The sequence below is a fragment of the Desulfolithobacter sp. genome (assembly GCF_054025815.1).
On sequence record NZ_JBPMMS010000018.1, the window covers coordinates 1 to 15,863 of the forward strand.

Below are 15,863 nucleotides of genomic sequence, written 5' to 3' on the forward strand. Positions count from 1 at the left end.
CAAAGTACGCGGCTGCTTTTTTTAGGATGTCACGCTCCATTCTGGTAACGGCAAGCTCACGCTTCACCCTGGCAAGTTCCTGCTCAACCTCGGTGAGCGGGACACGTCCATTACCAATGTTTCCCAGGTTTCCTTTCCTGGCTGCCCGCACCCAGGTTTCCAGAGTGCTTTTAGGCATGGAAAGGCGTTTAGCGGCCTCACCTGCTGACATCCCATGTTCCAAGACCAGACAGGTGGCCTCTTCACGAAACTCCTTGATATACCGACCGTATGGAACTTTTACCATTGCTGACACCTCCGTTTTGTCAGATAATAAAAACATTGGTGTCCATTTTTTTCAACCTACCTCACTTGTCCTTGAGCTGTCCGACGGTCATTCTGCCCAACGCCTGGATATCCTCGCAAGCCTCTGTGTTCATACCGAAAACCTCCTTTCGTAATGGCTGTTCATCCTGGCCGCCGGCTCGTTCTCCGGCGGCGTCTCAAAGCGTTAACCCGCCTGTGAATAAAGGATTCGGTGGCCGGAACTATCAAGGCGAATCGAAGTAAACGCCTCAGATTCTTCGACTTGCGTTACATGCAGCCGATCTTCACCTGGGGATGTGTCAAGGGATCGGCTTTTCCGGCAGCGGAGATATCCTTGCGCCAGGATCGAGGCGATCTCGCTCGCGACCTCGCCGGGTTCCGTCGGGAGATGAACGTCGTCGCGCATGGGCTCCTCCTTCGCGGGGAAGCACCGCGGGGAGGAAGCGCTGTGGATGTCGCTGGGAAGGGAGGTCCGCCCGCCGGGCAGACTGCCTGTCCGGCCTCGACGGATACCTACCGGAGGAGACCTCGAATCGTCGGAACGGGGTCGCGGTGGATGTAGGCCTGTTAAATGACGGCGAACAAAAAACGGAGAATCGACAAGGGTGTGTGGAGGCGTGTAACTGATAGAAAAACCGGGATAAACGACAAAACCCCGAGGGGGTCTCCCGTCGGGGTTCTGCGTTAACTAAGAACCGCCAGAGTTGGCGGATTGAAATCTGGCTCCTCGGGAGGGACTCGAACCCCCGACAGGGTGGTTAACAGCCACCTGCTCTACCAGCTGAGCTACCGAGGAACACGCAAAGAGACGCAAACGATGCTTCCTGGCCTCGTTCAAAGGCAACCTTTAATAGCACAGCGCTGAAAACGAGTCAAGAGAAAGTTGAACCTCTATTGATTGATTTTATTTTTTCTCGCCAGGCAGTGTTTTCCGGAAAAATTGAACTGGAAGAACACCTTCTCCAAAAGGAACCGCATTCATGCGGCAGGTGGGCAGCATGCTCCACGCAGGCGTAAAAAACAGTTGCGCTCAAGCAGAAAAACCTGTATCAGAATATCCACTTTTCATCAACTGTGATTGTCGGGGCGTAGCGCAGCCTGGTTAGCGCGCCTGCCTTGGGAGCAGGAGGTCGCAGGTTCGAATCCTGCCGCCCCGACCACACACTGTCCAGCGACACAACCCCCTATTCATTATCCCGGGTCCTCAGGTCCAGCCCCGGCGACACAATGTCCGGTATTCCTGTCCCAAACGCCCGGCGCAGAGCTGCCCAGCCGGACAGAATCAACAGTCCCAGCGCGCCAACCACTACCAGTGTCCACCCCTCCCGACTCCCGGGGGAAACCAGGTACGATTGCCCCGGATACTCCGAATTATAAAAGACCCGGACCCGGCTTCCGGCCTCGTAAGGCTCTATCAGCTTTTCAGCCATCTCTCTCCCATGATTCCCTTCAATACAAGGGGAACCATCAAGATAGAGGTCATCATTCACCCAGCGCCCGGACGGTACATCATAACTGTAGCGAACGATCCCCCGGTAGCAGGTTTCGGTCAAATTTTCATGGTCAACATATCGGGTTTCAAGGGTGATTTCCCGGCCGATAACCGTACCGGGGACCGACAGCCAGCCAGAGGGCGGTTCCGATGCGCGGAGCATGAGGAGGCCACCGGCAACGGCAGCCAGCGAACCAGACATGAGCAGACCCGCCCGGAGGACGAACCTGCCACTGAAATATCTTTCCTTCGTCATAACGTCAGATTCCCGTTCCGACCGGTCATCGGTCTGAATCTTCCAGGACCGGGCGATACTCTTTGAGGTAAATATCAGACAGGGTGAGAAAGCCGGTCACGATCAGGGGGCCGTAGATAATTCCCAGCACCCCGAACATGTTCATGCCCCCGATGATCGCCAGGAAAACCAGCAGGGTGTGCATCTTTACGTGACTGCCGACGAATTTAGGTTTGATCAGGTATTCGACGGAAAATGAAAGAACGACGTAAAAGACCAGGGTCAACATCGCCTTTTCAAAATAGCCGTTGAGGAGCAGAATGGCCGCACTGGGCAGGAGGACAAGACCAATTCCGAAAATGGGAAGAAAGGCGAGGATGGCCATAACCCCGCCCCAGAGCACCGGTGACTTAAAACCCAGGAGTACAAAAAACGCACCGCCCATGATTCCCTGGAAAACACCGCTCAACCCGTTTCCCACCAGGATGACACCGGAAATCTCGAGAAATTTTTTCATCAGCAGATCATCCTGAGTATCGGGCAGCGGCGAGAGGTGTTTCATGAAATTGATCAACCGCTCGAGTTCGATGAGCAGAAAAAAAATCACCAGGATCAGGATACAGAACTGGAGGACGAAGCTCATGATATTGGCGGCCCAGTTAGAGGCCTTGCCATAGATGAACAGCCCCACGGTCTTGCTCAGATCCGACACCAGGCCGATGACATCCGTGGGTTCAATATTTATCCCCATGTCGGCGAGTACCACTTGTGCCTGTACGAGCAATGTATTATTCTGAATGAATTGCTGCAGTTTCAGCAGCACATTGGAGTCCTTGCCCAGATGGTAAAGGCTGAGGGCCTCGGACGAGAGGGCGCCGATACAGAAGATCAGCGGCACAAAGACGATGAGCACGATCAGGCCACAGGTCAGAAGCGAAGCCATCCAGGGAGAAACCCAGCGGGTCAGCCAGAGATAAATCGGTCGGAAGATCCCGGAGAGCAGAAAGGCAAGGACCAGCAGCTGCCAGAATGGTGACAGAACCAGCCCCAGCAGACAGAGCGCTGCCAGAAATATAAAAAAGAAATACCGGGTCTGCACCGGTCCAGGCCTGTCGAAGCTCCCGTCCATCGCTGCTTGCTCCGGACGAACAGCGGCTGATTTTTCCAACTCGGGATGTTTCATGGGCTTATCATCTTCAGGTTCTGTTTGTTTTCAAAAACTGATGGCGTCGCAAAAAGTCCGATCTACTGCGTTGTAGTGGGTACGGCCAATGCTCAACGCACCATATGTACGCATCCGCTTGGCCGACACCACTACTCCTCGTATATCGAACTTTTGTGCTTAGCCATCTATAGTGTATGATGGACTTTTTACGAATTCATCAAAAACTGACATCACAGTAAACATTACCGCTTTATGGTTAAAAAAGAAAATCATAACCTGCAACAGGATCCCGACCATGCTGTATAAAGATCTTGAAATCACCCTCCACAAGGCTTCTCCGCAACAGAAAAGAGAAAAACCGGCCCCGGACAAACTCGGTTTTGGCGTCCACTTCAGCGACCACATGTTCACCGCCCGCTGGAACAGGGAAAAAGGTTGGCACGACGCCGAAATCAAGCCCTATCAGGAATTTAAACTGGACCCGGCAGCAATGGTTTTTCATTACGGGCAAGCCATTTTCGAAGGCCTCAAGGCCTATCGCGGCAAGAACGGGCAGGTACTGCTTTTCAGGCCCAACGACAACCTTGAGCGCCTCAACCGTTCGGCCGTGCGGATGTGCATGCCGCGCATTCCGACTGAGCGGTTTCTTCAGGCCCTCAAGGCGTTAGTCTACCTGGACAGGGACTGGATCCCTGAAGCAGAGGGTGCCACCCTCTACATCCGCCCGACCATGATCGCCACCGAACCGGCCCTTGGCCTGCGGCCAGCAGACGAATACCTCTTCTTCATCATCAACAGCCCGGTGGGTGCCTACTATTCCGAGGGGTTCAATCCGGTGAAGATCTATGTTGAGGACAACTATGTCCGTGCCGTACCCGGCGGCGTGGGCGAGGCCAAGACTGCAGGCAACTACGCGGCCTCAGTCAAGGCCCTGACCGAAGCCCAGAAAAAAGGCTGTACCCAGGTCCTGTGGCTCGACGCCATCGAGCGCCGCTACATCGAGGAGGTGGGGACATCCAATATCTTCTTTGTCCTCGGCGACGAGCTGGTCACCCCGCCCATCAGCGGTACTATTCTTCCTGGCATTACCCGTGATTCCGTACTCCAGCTGGCCCGGGACTGGGGCCTCAAGGTCGCGGAACGCCCCGTGACCATCGACGAGATCATCGAGGCGGCGGAAAACTCTACCCTGAAGGAGGCCTTCGGCACCGGCACCGCGGCGGTTATTTCTCCGGTGGGCGAACTCTGCTACAGGGAGCGCAATATCGTCATCAACGACGGCCGGACCGGTGAACTCTCCCAGCGTTTCTTCGATGAACTCCAGGCCCTGCAGCGTGGCTTTCGCGACGACGTGCACAACTGGCTTGTCCGAGTCGGATAATTTTTTACCTCTCTTTTTCCCTCCATTTAAAAAATCCTTTTTTTCAATAGATTAGGCGGAGAATTTTTTTTCCGCCTGATCCCTTGATTTTTCAAAAACCGTCCCTATTGTTTTGCGCAGCATGAAGCACGAAACAGTGTTTTTGTCCGGTTATGGCGGATTTGAGCCGAATACCGGACTCAATCATTTTTTACGGCTCAAATCAATTTCACATTAAAAATTCAGTAACAGGAGGTTTGTCCATGAAAATTCGTCCATTGAATGACCGCATCCTGGTCAAGAGATTGGAAGGAGAAGAGAAAACCGCTGGTGGAATCATCATTCCCGATTCCGCCAAGGAAAAGCCGGCCGAAGGCGAAGTTATCGCTGTAGGCCCCGGAAAACTTGGCGACAATGGCGAGCGCGTGGCCATTGATGTCAAGGTGGGTGACCGGGTTCTGTTTTCCAAATACGGCGGCACCGATGTCAAACTGGACGGCGAAGATTACCTCATCCTGCGTGAGGACGACATCCTCGGTGTTGTTGAAAACTAAGGACGATAACTACTGTTTATAAAAAAGGAGAAAAAGATATGGCTGCAAAAGAGTTGAAATACAGCGCAAAAGCCCGCGAGGCAATGCTTGCCGGTGTAAACACCCTGGCTGATGCTGTCAAGGTTACCCTTGGTCCCAAGGGTCGCAATGTGCTGATTGAAAAATCCTTTGGCGCACCCGTCATCACCAAGGATGGCGTGACCGTTGCCAAGGAAATTGAGATCAAGGATAAGTTTGAGAACATGGGCGCCCAGATGGTCAAGGAAGTTGCCTCCAAGACCTCGGATGTCGCCGGTGACGGTACCACCACCGCCACTGTGCTGGCCCAGGCCATCTACAAGGAAGGCGCCAAGCTGGTTGCCGCTGGCTCCAACCCCATGGAGATCAAACGCGGTATCGACAAGGCAGTGGATACCGTTGTCGCCGAACTGGCCAATATCGCCAAACCGACCAAGGAGCAGAAAGAAATCGCCCAGGTCGGCACCATTTCCGCCAACAACGACGAGACCATCGGCAACATCATTGCCGAGGCCATGGACAAGGTTGGCAAGGAAGGCGTCATCACAGTCGAGGAAGCCAAATCCATGGAGACCTCCCTGGACGTGGTCGAGGGTATGCAGTTTGACCGCGGCTACCTGTCACCCTACTTTGTGACCGATGCCGAGCGCATGGAGGTGAACATGGAGGATCCGCTGATCCTCATCAACGAGAAGAAGATCTCCAACATGAAAGACCTGCTGCCGATCCTCGAGTCGGTGGCCAAGATGGGCAAACCCCTGGTCATCATCGCCGAAGACGTGGACGGCGAGGCCCTGGCAACGCTCGTTGTCAACAAACTGCGCGGCACCCTGAACGTTGCCGCGGTCAAGGCTCCCGGCTTTGGTGATCGCCGCAAGGCCATGCTTGAGGATATCGCCATCCTCACCGGCGGCCAGGTTATCACCGAGGATCTCGGTATCAAGCTCGAGAACGCCACTGTCAACGATCTTGGTTCGGCCAAACGCGTGGTCATCGACAAGGACAACACCACCATCGTTGACGGTGCCGGCGACAAGGAGAAAATCGAAGCCCGTGTCAAGCAGATCCGGGCCCAGATCGAGGAGACCACCTCGGACTATGACCGTGAGAAGCTGCAGGAGCGCCTGGCCAAGCTGATCGGCGGTGTTGCCGTGATCAACGTCGGTGCTGCCACTGAGGTTGAGATGAAAGAGAAGAAGGCCAGGGTCGAGGACGCCCTCAACGCTACCCGCGCCGCGGTCGAAGAGGGTATCGTTCCCGGCGGTGGAGTGGCTTACCTGCGCTGCCTCAAGGCCCTGGAAGCCCTCGAACTGCCGGCCGAGCAGGAGCTGGGCAAGAAAATCATTGCCCGGGCTCTGGAAGAGCCGGTGCGCCAGATCGCGGCCAACGCCGGTCAGGAAGGCTCTGTTATTGTCGAGAAGGTCAAGGAACTCGACGGTCCCAACGGCTTCAATGCCGCCTCCGAAGAGTACTGCGATCTGCTGGCAGCCGGAGTCATTGATCCGGCCAAGGTTACCCGTACTGCTCTCCAGAACGCAGCCTCTGTTTCCGGCATGCTGCTGACCACCGAATGCATGATCGCCGATGAGCCTGAAGAAGAAGGCGCCGGCGGCGGAATGCCTGCAGGCGGTATGGGCGGCATGGGCGGCATGGGCGGCGGCATGATGTAACATGACCGACCAGCTTATGCTGTAAATTCAAGTCCTTTTCCAGCCCCTGCGGCAGGAAAAGGACTTTTGTCTCCAGGGGCCAGGTAAAACACAAGGATTCCTGTTGACAAACTCTGAAAAATTTTGAATATTGGCACGGTTTCAATATACCGGTGCACATACATGGCGATGTAGCTCAGCAGGTTAGAGCATACGGCTCATATCCGTAGTGTCCGGGGTTCAAGTCCCTGCATCGCCACCAGATACAACCGGTTAGACCGGTTTTCATAACCCCCGGGTCCACAAGGACTCGGGGGTTTATCTTTTTCCACACCGGCCTTCTTCTGCGGCCCCTCCCCACTGTTGAAAAATTTCAAAATCACCGGCACTTCATGTGTTATGGGCTACTTGTTTCATCTTCTTTCCCCAAGCTCATTTTTTCTTTACGTTTCATTTACTTTTTGTTATCTCCCTGTCTAACGTTCGTTCAGGGAGATTGCTTCGGCAGGACAAAAGGAGATAGAAACATGTTGAACATCCGCGTTTCCTGTATGGTTCTTTTTGCTGTCATTGTCTGGACAGTAAACAGTGTTTCCCAGGCTGGCACGAATGAAAGAGAAACCGCGGTAACCATTGCCCAGGTTATCCGCGGCACTGTGGTTATCAGCGAAGAGTCCATGGGATGGATCGAGGCGGAAAGCAGTCCTGTGGTGGCTGCGGAAGTGGCGGGTAAAATAGAAAATATATTTGCTGATACCGGCCAGGCAGTGCGGGCCGGAACCCTCCTGGCCTCCATCGACAATACGCGGCAAAAACTTGAAGTAAAGGCCCTGAAGGCAGAAATAGGCCGGCTCAAGGCTCTGATCAGGAACCAGGAACGGACTGTTGAACGCTACCGCAACCTGCTGGCAAAAAACTCCATTTCCCAGGAAAGGGTTGACAACGCTTTGGTACAACTTGCAGCGCTTCGCAAGCAGCTTGAAGCTGCCAATGCCCGTCTGGCTGACAGCAGACGCCGTCTTGACAAGACCTCTGTGGTTGCCCCGATGGACGGGATAATCGAAAAAAGGCTTGTCTCGGCAGGTGATTTTGTCGACACAGGGACCCCTCTTTACCGGATGGTGGCAAATCAGAAACTGCGTATCGTGCTGCCTTTTCCTGAAAATGTCGCGGCCAGGCTCACGGTCGGACAACAGGTTACATTGACATCACCCCTGACTCCCGGCCGCATGGTCGAAGCTGGTATCGATCAGATACGCCCGACGGTAACTCCACAGAACCGGGCGGTGGAAACCATTATCCATATAGACAACCCTGGCGGCTGGCTGCCTGGTGGTACAGTCAACGGGAGGGTCGTCATCGACAGACACGAACATGCCCTGCTTGTTCCTGCCCGGGCTGTGGTCAGACGTCCGGCCGGAGAGGTTGTCTATCAGGTTGTGGACAATGCCGTCCGCGAGATCCAGGTAACCACTGGTCAGCACCAGGGCGATCTTGTGGAGATTGTCAGCGGGTTGTCCGGAAACGAGCGGATCGCTGTTGACGGGGCAGGCTTTCTTGCCAATGGGGTCCTGGTGCGCGAGGAACAGGTGCATAAGAAATGAATCTCCCAGAACTTTCTATCAGGCGCCATGTTCTGGCCACCATGCTCAGCGCGGTGATCATCCTCTTTGGCCTGGTGAGCTACAACCGCATTGGCGTGGACGAATATCCGGAGATCGCTTTCCCGATGATCTCCATCACCACCACCATGATCGGCGCCGATCCGGATATCATCGATACTACGGTCACCAACGTCATCGAAACCGCGGTCAACTCGACACCCGGCATCGAGCATATCACTTCCCGCTCAGCGCCCGGAGTTTCCGTGGTTGTGATCAAATTCGAGTTAAGTCGTGATGTGGATGTGGCCTTTAACGAGGTTCAGGCCAAGGTCAACCAGTCCCTGCGTGACCTGCCAAAAGAGGCTGACCCACCGGTGGTTGCCAAGATTGAGGTCGGCGCCGCACCGGTGATGTGGCTGGCCCTCCTGGGTGACCGCACCCTGCAGCAGCTCAACCAGTATGCCCGCAAAACCGTCAAAAAACAGTTGGAATCCATCGATGGTGTAGGAGAGGTCAAAATAGCCGGTAAACGTGACCGCACCATCCGGGTCGACCTGCACCCGGACGCCATGGCCGGGGTGTCCATAAGCATCGGGGACGTCATCCGCGCCTTCCATCTCAACCACATACAGCTTCCGGGCGGTTATCTTGTAGATGGTATGACAGAAAACCTTATCAAGCTCAACCTGGAATTCCACAGAGTCGAAGATATTGGTGAGATGATCATTGCCTACAGGAACGGAGCCCCTATCCGTCTCCAGCAGATCGCCACGATCACAGACGGCCTTGAAGACAAGCGCAAGCTGGCCCGGTTCAACGGCAAGCCCTGCGTCAGCCTGGGTATTGTTAAAGTAACCGGTTCCAATACTGTGGCCATTGTCCGTGCGGTCAAGGAAAAACTGGACCATGAAATCACTCCGCAGCTGCCACCGGGACTGCGTATAGAGATTGCCTCAGACGACTCCAACTTCATCGAAGAATCAGTAAACGCACTGAAAGAACATATCATTCTGGGCACCCTGTTTGCGGCCCTGGTCGTGTTTGCCTTTCTCCAGTCCTTCCGTTCCACCCTGATCATCTCGGTCGCCATCCCGGTTTCTCTTTTGGGAGCAGTGATGGTGATGTATTTTTCCGGTTATACGTTCAACAAGATGACCCTGCTGGCCCTGCTCCTGCTCATCGGTGTCGTGGTGGACGATGCCATTGTGGTTCTGGAAAATATTTTCCGGATCCGGGAAGAACAGCCGGGCATGGATCCGCACAAAGCTGCTCTCACTGGTACCGAACAGGTGGCCTTTGCGGTGCTTGCCGCCACATTTTCCCTGGCCTGCATCTTTGCGCCGGTCATCTTCATGGGCGGCATAATCGGTCGTTTTTTCACTGCTTTTGCAGTGGTGGTCACAATGGGTGTGTTGACATCTCTGTTCATAGCGATCAGCCTCACGCCCATGCTCTGTTCCCGTTTTCTGCGCATCAACAGCAAACGCGGACGGTTCCATGGTCTGCTTGAGTCCTTTTTCCAGGCCATGGAACGGGGTTATGCCGCCACTTTGCGTTTTGCCCTGCGTTTTCGCTGGACAGTGGTTCTTCTCACCGTGATGGTAGTCGCCCTCCTCTTCCCCCTGTTTGGCAAAATCGGAAAAAGTTTCATGCCCGATGAAGACAAGGGTCATTTTCTCATTACCCTGAAAACTCCCCTGGGCTCATCCATCGATTATACCAGCGACCGCCTGGCCGAAGTCGAGAAGGTACTTAAATCCCATCCCCGCGAAATTGCCTCCTACCTTTCATCCATCGGCACCGATGCCACCGGACAGGTGTCCAGAGGAGAAATCTCCGTGCGGATGACGCCCCGCTCGCAGCGCACTCTCAAGCAATATGAACTCATCGACACTCTGCGCAGGGAGCTGGCAACAATCCCGGGGGTCCAGGCCTTTCCCGCACCGGTATCCGTGGTGGGCGGCATGCGCGGAGAGCCGCTGCAGTTCAACCTGACCGGGCCGGAGCTGGGCCGGGTTGCAGAGTTGGCCCACAGGTTGAACAGGAAACTGGCGGCGGATCCGGATCTTGGCACCATCGATCTGGATCTGCAGCTCAATCTGCCCCAGATCAAACTGGTGATTGACCGCACCAGGGCGGCGGACCTCGGGTTATCCGCGCTTGATGTGGCTCTGGCGATCAATGTTCTGGCCGGCGGCTATGACGTGGCAAAATACAATGATGAGCCCGGCGATGGCGAACGCTATGACATCCGTTTGAAGACGGCTGCCGGAACTATCAATACGCCCCGGGATTTGCGTCGTATTTATCTGCGAAGCAGAAGCGGCGAGCTGGTCCGGCTCGACACGATCGCTCACCTGGAAAAAGTGGTGGGCCCGGCAGTGATCTCCAGGTATGACCTGCAATACGCAGCGGAATTCTTTGCCACCCCGCTGGTCCCCCTGGGCACTGCAGTGAACAAAGTAAAGGCGGCGGCAGAGGATCTGCTCCCGCTGGGGTATAAAGTCAAGATGACCGGCCGGGCCGAGGAGTTCGGCAAGACCGTGTACTATATCAGTTTTACCTTTCTCATGGCCGTTATCCTGGTGTACATGGTCCTGGCCAGTCAATTCAACTCGTTCATCCAGCCCCTGATCATCATGGTCGCGCAGCCCCTGGCCATTGTCGGCGGTATTGGCGGCCTGTATCTTTTCCACCACGGCCTGAATATCTTTTCCATGGTGGGATTGGTGCTTCTCATGGGACTTGTGGCTAAAAATTCCATACTTCTGGTGGACCTGACCAATCAGTTCCGGGCCAGAGGCAAGTCCATCCAGGAGGCTTTGAACTCGGCCTGTCCATTGCGACTGCGGCCGGTTCTCATGACCTCCTTTACCGTCATCCTGGCCATGCTGCCGGCAGCACTTGGCTATGGCGCGGGATCCGACACCAACGGCCCCCTGGCTGTGGCGGTTATTGGTGGTATGCTCAGCTCCACCATGCTCACCCTCGTAGTGGTTCCAGCGGTCTATTCCCTGATTGAAAACGGACTGCTGCGGCTGCGAAACCGACGAACACGCCAAGGATGATTTTTAACCCATCCAGACAGCAACAGCTTATGAAACATGATCTGCCTGAGTACCCATGTCTGACTCTTCCAGTTTTCGTCTGCAACTGACGGTCTTTGCGCTGGTATCTGCTTCGTTTACGAACATATACATCACCCAGCCGGTGTTACCTGTGCTGCAGAGCGAATTTGGTGCAGATATGGTAACGGTTTCCTTCACAGTGTCCGCCGTCATCCTCGGCATCGCCCTGTCCAACCTGCCTTTCGGTATCCTGGCGGACCGGTTGCCGATAAAGCCCATTATTCTCACCGGCGGTGTTCTGGTGGCATTAAATGGCATCATCTGTGCCATCACCCATGATCTCTGGATTCTAATTGGCGCCCGATTCTTCCAGGGTGTTTTTCTCCCTGCTTTAACCACCTGCCTTGCGGCGTATCTGGCAAAGACCATTCGCGATTCAAGGCTGACCGTTGTCATGGGTTCCTATGTCTCGGCAACGGTACTCGGTGGCATGGGAGGACGGTTGCTTGGCGGCTGGATTCACCCGCCCCTGCACTGGCGCTATGCATTTGTCTCTGCAGCAGCACTCATCCTCGTTGCAACATTTACTGCTCTGCTGACATTGCCGTCCACCGGGCCAGGAAAGAGCCGCCTGCAGGAAACAACAGGGTTTTCGTTTTCAGCTTTGTTGAAACGACGCGAGATTCTGCACATCTATTTTTGCGCATCAGGCAGTTTTGCAATCTTCTCTTCGGTTTTCAACTATCTGCCGTTTCGGTTAAGTGCCGAACCTTTTCATTTTTCCACCCAATCAACAACCATGCTGTATCTTGTCTATATCATGGGCATCTTTATGGGACCAACAGCCGGCAAGATCAGCAACCGTTTTGGCAGCGGAAACACTCTGGTCTCAGGCAGTATTCTCCTGGGGATTTCGCTGCTCCTCATTTTACTGCCTTCAGTTCCTGCGGTGGTGACTGCCCTGCTTGGAATCTGTGCCGGATTTTTTACCGTCCACGCCGCCGCTGTCGGCTCTCTGAACCGCAAGCTGACCAGCGGCCAGGGAAAGGCCAACGCTCTCTATGTTTTGTTTTATTATATGGGCGGATGGCTTGGCATTACCGGTGCCGGGTTTGCATACAAACACGGCGGCTGGAGCTTTGTTGTCTCTACCTGTCTTTTTCTTTTACTCATTCCTTTGAGCGCCGGTATGGGTGAACGGAAAATGAATAACGGGCAGGAAACATTCTCAACAACCGGGTGAGCACACCTTTGGATTCATGTAATAATGAGCGCTGGCAAACAAAAAACAAAAACAGAAATACTGGATACTGTCATTCCTCTCTTTGCCAGGAACGGCTATGCCGGAGTAAGCATGCGCCAGATAGCCCGGGCAGTGGGCATAAAAGCAGCCTCTTTGTACCACCATTTTCCTGACAAACAGGCCCTGTATGTCCAGGCACTTGCCCAGGCATTTTCGAGACGTACCGCTTCCCTGCGTGACGCCCTGGCCCAGTCTGCAGATCCGGAAAAGCAGTTCTTCCGGCTGGTCCACAATCTATGCATACTGGCACATGAAGATACTGATTTCAGCAGGCTTATTCATCGAGAGCTCATGGATGGCGACGAAAAGCGGCTGCAGCTGCTTGCAGACAATGTTTTTGGCAGTTTTTTTGAGGAAATAATCATGCTTTGCCGCACTCTTGCCCCTGACAGGGATCCCCACCTGTTGGCCATTTCCATCCTTGGCCTGGTCAATTATCATTTTCAACTGACCCCGATCCGGTCTTTTCTTCCGGGATTTCAGGAATCCCATAACGACCCGGAAACTGTTGCCAGCCATATTATCTTGCTGTTGAAAAGTTGAGAGGCTCCCAGCGATGAAACGGATTATCAGCTCTGAAAAACATCCCATCAAACTCTGGCTCGACGAGATAGAACCCGGAACCATGGAGCAGGCAAAACGCCTTGCCAACCTGGATTTTGTCCATGGGCATATTGCCCTGATGCCGGATGCCCATCTTGGCTACGGCATGCCCATTGGCGGGGTTATGGCGACGACGGATGTGATCGTTCCCAATGCGGTGGGAGTTGACATCGGCTGCGGCATGTGCGCTCTCCAGACCTCCCTTACCAATATCGAAACCGATCAGCTCAAGTCCATCATGGCCCTGATCCGTAAAACTGTCCCGGTGGGGTTCAAGCACCATAAAAAGAAACAGGATCCTGCCCTGATGCCGCGAACGCCCGGTAATGTTCCCATGGAAGATCTCTTTGTCGTTTCGCGGGAATATAACAATGCCCTGACGCAGCTGGGCACCCTGGGCGGTGGAAATCATTTCATCGAGATCCAGAGGGGAAGCGACGGTCACATCTGGGTCATGGTACATAGCGGCAGCCGTAACCTGGGATACAAGGTGGCCAATTATTACAACAAGCTGGCAATTCAGCTCAATCATAAATGGGGTGCAACGGTACCGCCGAAATGGCAGCTGGCCTTTCTGCCGCTGGACACCGAGGCAGGACGAAAGTATCTCCTGGAGATGCAGTACTGCGTGGATTTTGCCCTGGCAAACCGCCAGGTAATCATACAGAAAATAAAAGATGCCTTCACCATGGTGATTCCCGGAGTATTTTTTCCCGGATTTATCAATATTGCCCATAATTATGCGGCAATGGAGACCCACTTCCATAAAGATGTCGTTGTCCATCGCAAGGGAGCGACCAGCGCCCGGCCAGGGGAAACAGGTATCATTCCCGGCTCACAGGGAAGCCCCAGCTACATTGTCCGCGGCAAGGGCAGTGAAGAGAGTTTCATGTCCTGCTCCCACGGTGCCGGTCGGAAGATGGGCCGCAAGCAGGCTCGGAAACAACTGGACCTGCGAGTCGAGCAGAAACGGCTCGAAGATCAGGGAATTCTTCATGCCATTCGGCGCCGGGGAGACCTCGATGAAGCAGCCGGGGCCTACAAAGACATTGATGAAGTTATGGAGAATCAACTTGATCTCGTCGAAGTGGTGATTTGCCTGAAGCCACTGGCTGTCATCAAGGGATAGCTGGATAAGCCTTTCCCGCCGGAGAGTGCCGCGGTCAAAAAAGTTGGTCAAATCAGGAAAAATGCAGTATAAGAAGTAGTTGCTCCGGAGCAGATTTCGGACCTGAAACCTGTTCCGGACACCCGGTGCATTTCATACATCATGTCCTGTTCATGCAGGATAACCCAGGCAGGACAGAGAAGAATCTTTTTGGGGGTAAACTCATGGGAAAAGGTGATCTGAGAACCAAACGGGGAAAAATCGTCCGCGGGACTTTTGGCAACAGTCGTCCCAAGAAGAAAAATGCCAAAAAAAACAAAAAATAACCATAAGGGATTCTTCTTGCGGTCCCATTTTGAAAGCAATTGCAACAAAAAAGCAGGAACCCGTTCGGTTCCTGCTTTTTTGTGTTCCAGAACAGACCAGCATCAGGACAGAGCCTGAGAATCACCATTGTTGTCGGCCGCCGTCTCTGTCATGGAGAGGCGTGCATGGCTCAGCAGGTACTCGAGAAAAACCGAGGCCACCGGTGAGAGTTCCCGCCTTTTTCGCCGGATAAGGTAAAAGGGACGGTGCAGAACCACATCGTTGACCGGCACGGTGACCAGCTGCCCGCAACGCTCATCATCGGCCACAGCCCGGCTGGAAAGAATGGAAATACCGATTCCGGCCCGGACCGCCTCCTTAACCGCGGCCGTGGATCCGATTTCCGCCACCTCCTGCAACTGCGATGGCCGCATGCCATGCTGTTCAAGAATCTGCGTGAATACCCGCCGCGTACCGGAACCGGACTCACGGAAAATAAAAGGCTCGTGAAGCAACTCCTCCAGGTCCACGGAACTTCTGGACGCCCAGGGATGGACCGGCGGGACAACCAGCACCAGCTGATCGGAAAAAACCTCCTCCCAGATCAGACCGGTTTCATTCCAGCGAGCGCCGATCACCCCGATTTCCAGTTCTCCGTGCAGCACCTCCCGAGCTATATGGCGCGAGGCGGAAATACGCAGTGTCGCCCGGATGGAAGGATATTGATCCCGGAAAGAGCCGATGAGCCGGGGCAGGATATAGGTCCCGGGGATGGTACCGCAACCGATAAGAATCCGGCCGCTCAACCGGCCGCCGTACTGCTCAACCGCCTGCAGGGCATCCTGGTGCAGACGCAGCATTTTCCGGCCATAGTCGTAAAGCAGCCGTCCCACCGGGGTGGGTTCCACCTCCCGCCCAAGCCGGTCAAGCAGCTTCTGGCCCAGCTCCTGCTCCAGGCTGCGAACATGTTCACTCACCGTGGGCTGAGACAACAGCACATCCTCGGCCGCACGGGTAAAGCTGCCCAGTTCCACGACCTTGCAGAATACTTCCAGTTTCCTTAATTCCATTGTCTCCTGCCCCTGCTTCTCG

13 protein-coding genes and 3 tRNA genes are annotated in these 15,863 nt (G+C 54.5%); 11 read left to right on the forward strand and 5 right to left on the reverse strand.

Annotated features, from left to right (window positions below; translation table 11 throughout):
- Together ACXJJY_RS04990 and ACXJJY_RS04995 are read right to left on the reverse strand one after the other, a co-directional pair.
- Positions 1-286, reverse strand: a 286-nt coding sequence (locus ACXJJY_RS04990; protein ID WP_456385634.1) for a transposase, incomplete at its 3' end; no start/stop codon positions are given.
- Between the two features lie 740 nt (positions 287-1,026).
- A tRNA-Asn gene (locus tag ACXJJY_RS04995) sits at positions 1,027-1,102 on the reverse strand.
- A 286-nt stretch (positions 1,103-1,388) separates the two neighbouring features.
- On the opposite strand from ACXJJY_RS04995, the gene ACXJJY_RS05000 reads away from it, so the two are divergent.
- Positions 1,389-1,466: transfer RNA gene (locus tag ACXJJY_RS05000), tRNA-Pro, on the forward strand.
- 24 nt (positions 1,467-1,490) lie between these two features.
- On the opposite strand, the gene ACXJJY_RS05005 is transcribed toward ACXJJY_RS05000, so the two are convergent.
- Positions 1,491-2,054 carry a DUF3592 domain-containing protein gene (locus tag ACXJJY_RS05005; RefSeq protein ID WP_456385636.1) on the reverse strand — a complete coding sequence of 188 codons (564 nt, stop codon included), beginning with the start codon at positions 2,052-2,054 and terminating at the stop codon, positions 1,491-1,493.
- Positions 2,055-2,079: 25 nt separating this feature from the next.
- Positions 2,080-3,216, reverse strand: coding sequence for an AI-2E family transporter (locus ACXJJY_RS05010; RefSeq protein WP_456385638.1), 1,137 nt, complete (start codon positions 3,214-3,216; stop codon positions 2,080-2,082).
- Positions 3,217-3,493: 277 nt separating this feature from the next.
- Here ACXJJY_RS05010 and ACXJJY_RS05015 point away from each other — a divergent pair, with 277 nt between their 5' ends.
- From ACXJJY_RS05015 to ACXJJY_RS05060, 10 genes are all read left to right on the forward strand, one after another.
- Positions 3,494-4,579, forward strand: coding sequence for a branched-chain amino acid aminotransferase (locus tag ACXJJY_RS05015; protein WP_456385640.1), 1,086 nt, complete (start codon positions 3,494-3,496; stop codon positions 4,577-4,579).
- A gap of 242 nt (positions 4,580-4,821) precedes the next feature.
- On the forward strand, positions 4,822-5,112 hold the full coding sequence (gene groES, locus ACXJJY_RS05020) for a co-chaperone GroES (protein WP_267927148.1): 291 nt from the start codon (positions 4,822-4,824) through the stop codon (positions 5,110-5,112).
- Between the two features lie 38 nt (positions 5,113-5,150).
- A complete protein-coding gene (groL, locus tag ACXJJY_RS05025; RefSeq protein ID WP_456385642.1) occupies positions 5,151-6,800 on the forward strand; it encodes a chaperonin GroEL in 1,650 nt (549 codons plus the stop codon).
- A gap of 164 nt (positions 6,801-6,964) precedes the next feature.
- Positions 6,965-7,041, forward strand: a tRNA-Met gene (locus ACXJJY_RS05030).
- A 265-nt stretch (positions 7,042-7,306) separates the two neighbouring features.
- Entirely contained in the window at positions 7,307-8,383 is a 1,077-nt protein-coding gene (locus ACXJJY_RS05035) for an efflux RND transporter periplasmic adaptor subunit (RefSeq protein WP_456385644.1), read from the forward strand.
- Positions 8,380-11,451: an efflux RND transporter permease subunit gene (locus ACXJJY_RS05040; protein ID WP_456385646.1), complete on the forward strand. Its 3,072-nt coding sequence runs from the start codon at positions 8,380-8,382 to the stop codon at positions 11,449-11,451. The genes ACXJJY_RS05035 and ACXJJY_RS05040 overlap by 4 nt, the downstream gene beginning before the upstream one ends.
- Before the next feature lie 55 nt (positions 11,452-11,506).
- On the forward strand, positions 11,507-12,694 hold the full coding sequence (locus ACXJJY_RS05045; RefSeq protein WP_456385648.1) for an MFS transporter: 1,188 nt from the start codon (positions 11,507-11,509) through the stop codon (positions 12,692-12,694).
- 24 nt (positions 12,695-12,718) lie between these two features.
- On the forward strand, positions 12,719-13,297 hold the full coding sequence (locus tag ACXJJY_RS05050) for a TetR/AcrR family transcriptional regulator (protein ID WP_456385650.1): 579 nt from the start codon (positions 12,719-12,721) through the stop codon (positions 13,295-13,297).
- A gap of 13 nt (positions 13,298-13,310) precedes the next feature.
- Positions 13,311-14,486, forward strand: coding sequence for an RtcB family protein (locus ACXJJY_RS05055; RefSeq protein WP_456385652.1), 1,176 nt, complete (start codon positions 13,311-13,313; stop codon positions 14,484-14,486).
- 203 nt (positions 14,487-14,689) lie between these two features.
- Complete coding sequence (locus ACXJJY_RS05060) at positions 14,690-14,791, forward strand: 30S ribosomal protein THX (RefSeq protein WP_267927160.1); 102 nt, start codon at positions 14,690-14,692, stop codon at positions 14,789-14,791.
- 102 nt (positions 14,792-14,893) lie between these two features.
- On the opposite strand, the gene ACXJJY_RS05065 is transcribed toward ACXJJY_RS05060, so the two are convergent.
- The gene (locus tag ACXJJY_RS05065) at positions 14,894-15,841 is read right to left on the reverse strand and encodes a selenium metabolism-associated LysR family transcriptional regulator (RefSeq protein ID WP_456385654.1); all 948 of its coding nucleotides are present in this window, start codon (positions 15,839-15,841) and stop codon (positions 14,894-14,896) included.
- Between the last annotated feature and the right edge of the window lie 22 nt (positions 15,842-15,863).

Coding starts and splice junctions, on each gene's coding strand:
- ACXJJY_RS05005 (WP_456385636.1), bottom strand. CDS start 2,054: ATGACGAAGGAAAGATATTTCAGTGGCAGGTTCGTCCTCCGGGCGGGT.
- ACXJJY_RS05010 (WP_456385638.1), bottom strand. CDS start 3,216: ATGAAACATCCCGAGTTGGAAAAATCAGCCGCTGTTCGTCCGGAGCAA.
- ACXJJY_RS05015 (WP_456385640.1), top strand. CDS start 3,494: ATGCTGTATAAAGATCTTGAAATCACCCTCCACAAGGCTTCTCCGCAA.
- groES (WP_267927148.1), top strand. CDS start 4,822: ATGAAAATTCGTCCATTGAATGACCGCATCCTGGTCAAGAGATTGGAA.
- groL (WP_456385642.1), top strand. CDS start 5,151: ATGGCTGCAAAAGAGTTGAAATACAGCGCAAAAGCCCGCGAGGCAATG.
- ACXJJY_RS05035 (WP_456385644.1), top strand. CDS start 7,307: ATGTTGAACATCCGCGTTTCCTGTATGGTTCTTTTTGCTGTCATTGTC.
- ACXJJY_RS05040 (WP_456385646.1), top strand. CDS start 8,380: ATGAATCTCCCAGAACTTTCTATCAGGCGCCATGTTCTGGCCACCATG.
- ACXJJY_RS05045 (WP_456385648.1), top strand. CDS start 11,507: ATGTCTGACTCTTCCAGTTTTCGTCTGCAACTGACGGTCTTTGCGCTG.
- ACXJJY_RS05050 (WP_456385650.1), top strand. CDS start 12,719: ATGAGCGCTGGCAAACAAAAAACAAAAACAGAAATACTGGATACTGTC.
- ACXJJY_RS05055 (WP_456385652.1), top strand. CDS start 13,311: ATGAAACGGATTATCAGCTCTGAAAAACATCCCATCAAACTCTGGCTC.
- ACXJJY_RS05060 (WP_267927160.1), top strand. CDS start 14,690: ATGGGAAAAGGTGATCTGAGAACCAAACGGGGAAAAATCGTCCGCGGG.
- ACXJJY_RS05065 (WP_456385654.1), bottom strand. CDS start 15,841: ATGGAATTAAGGAAACTGGAAGTATTCTGCAAGGTCGTGGAACTGGGC.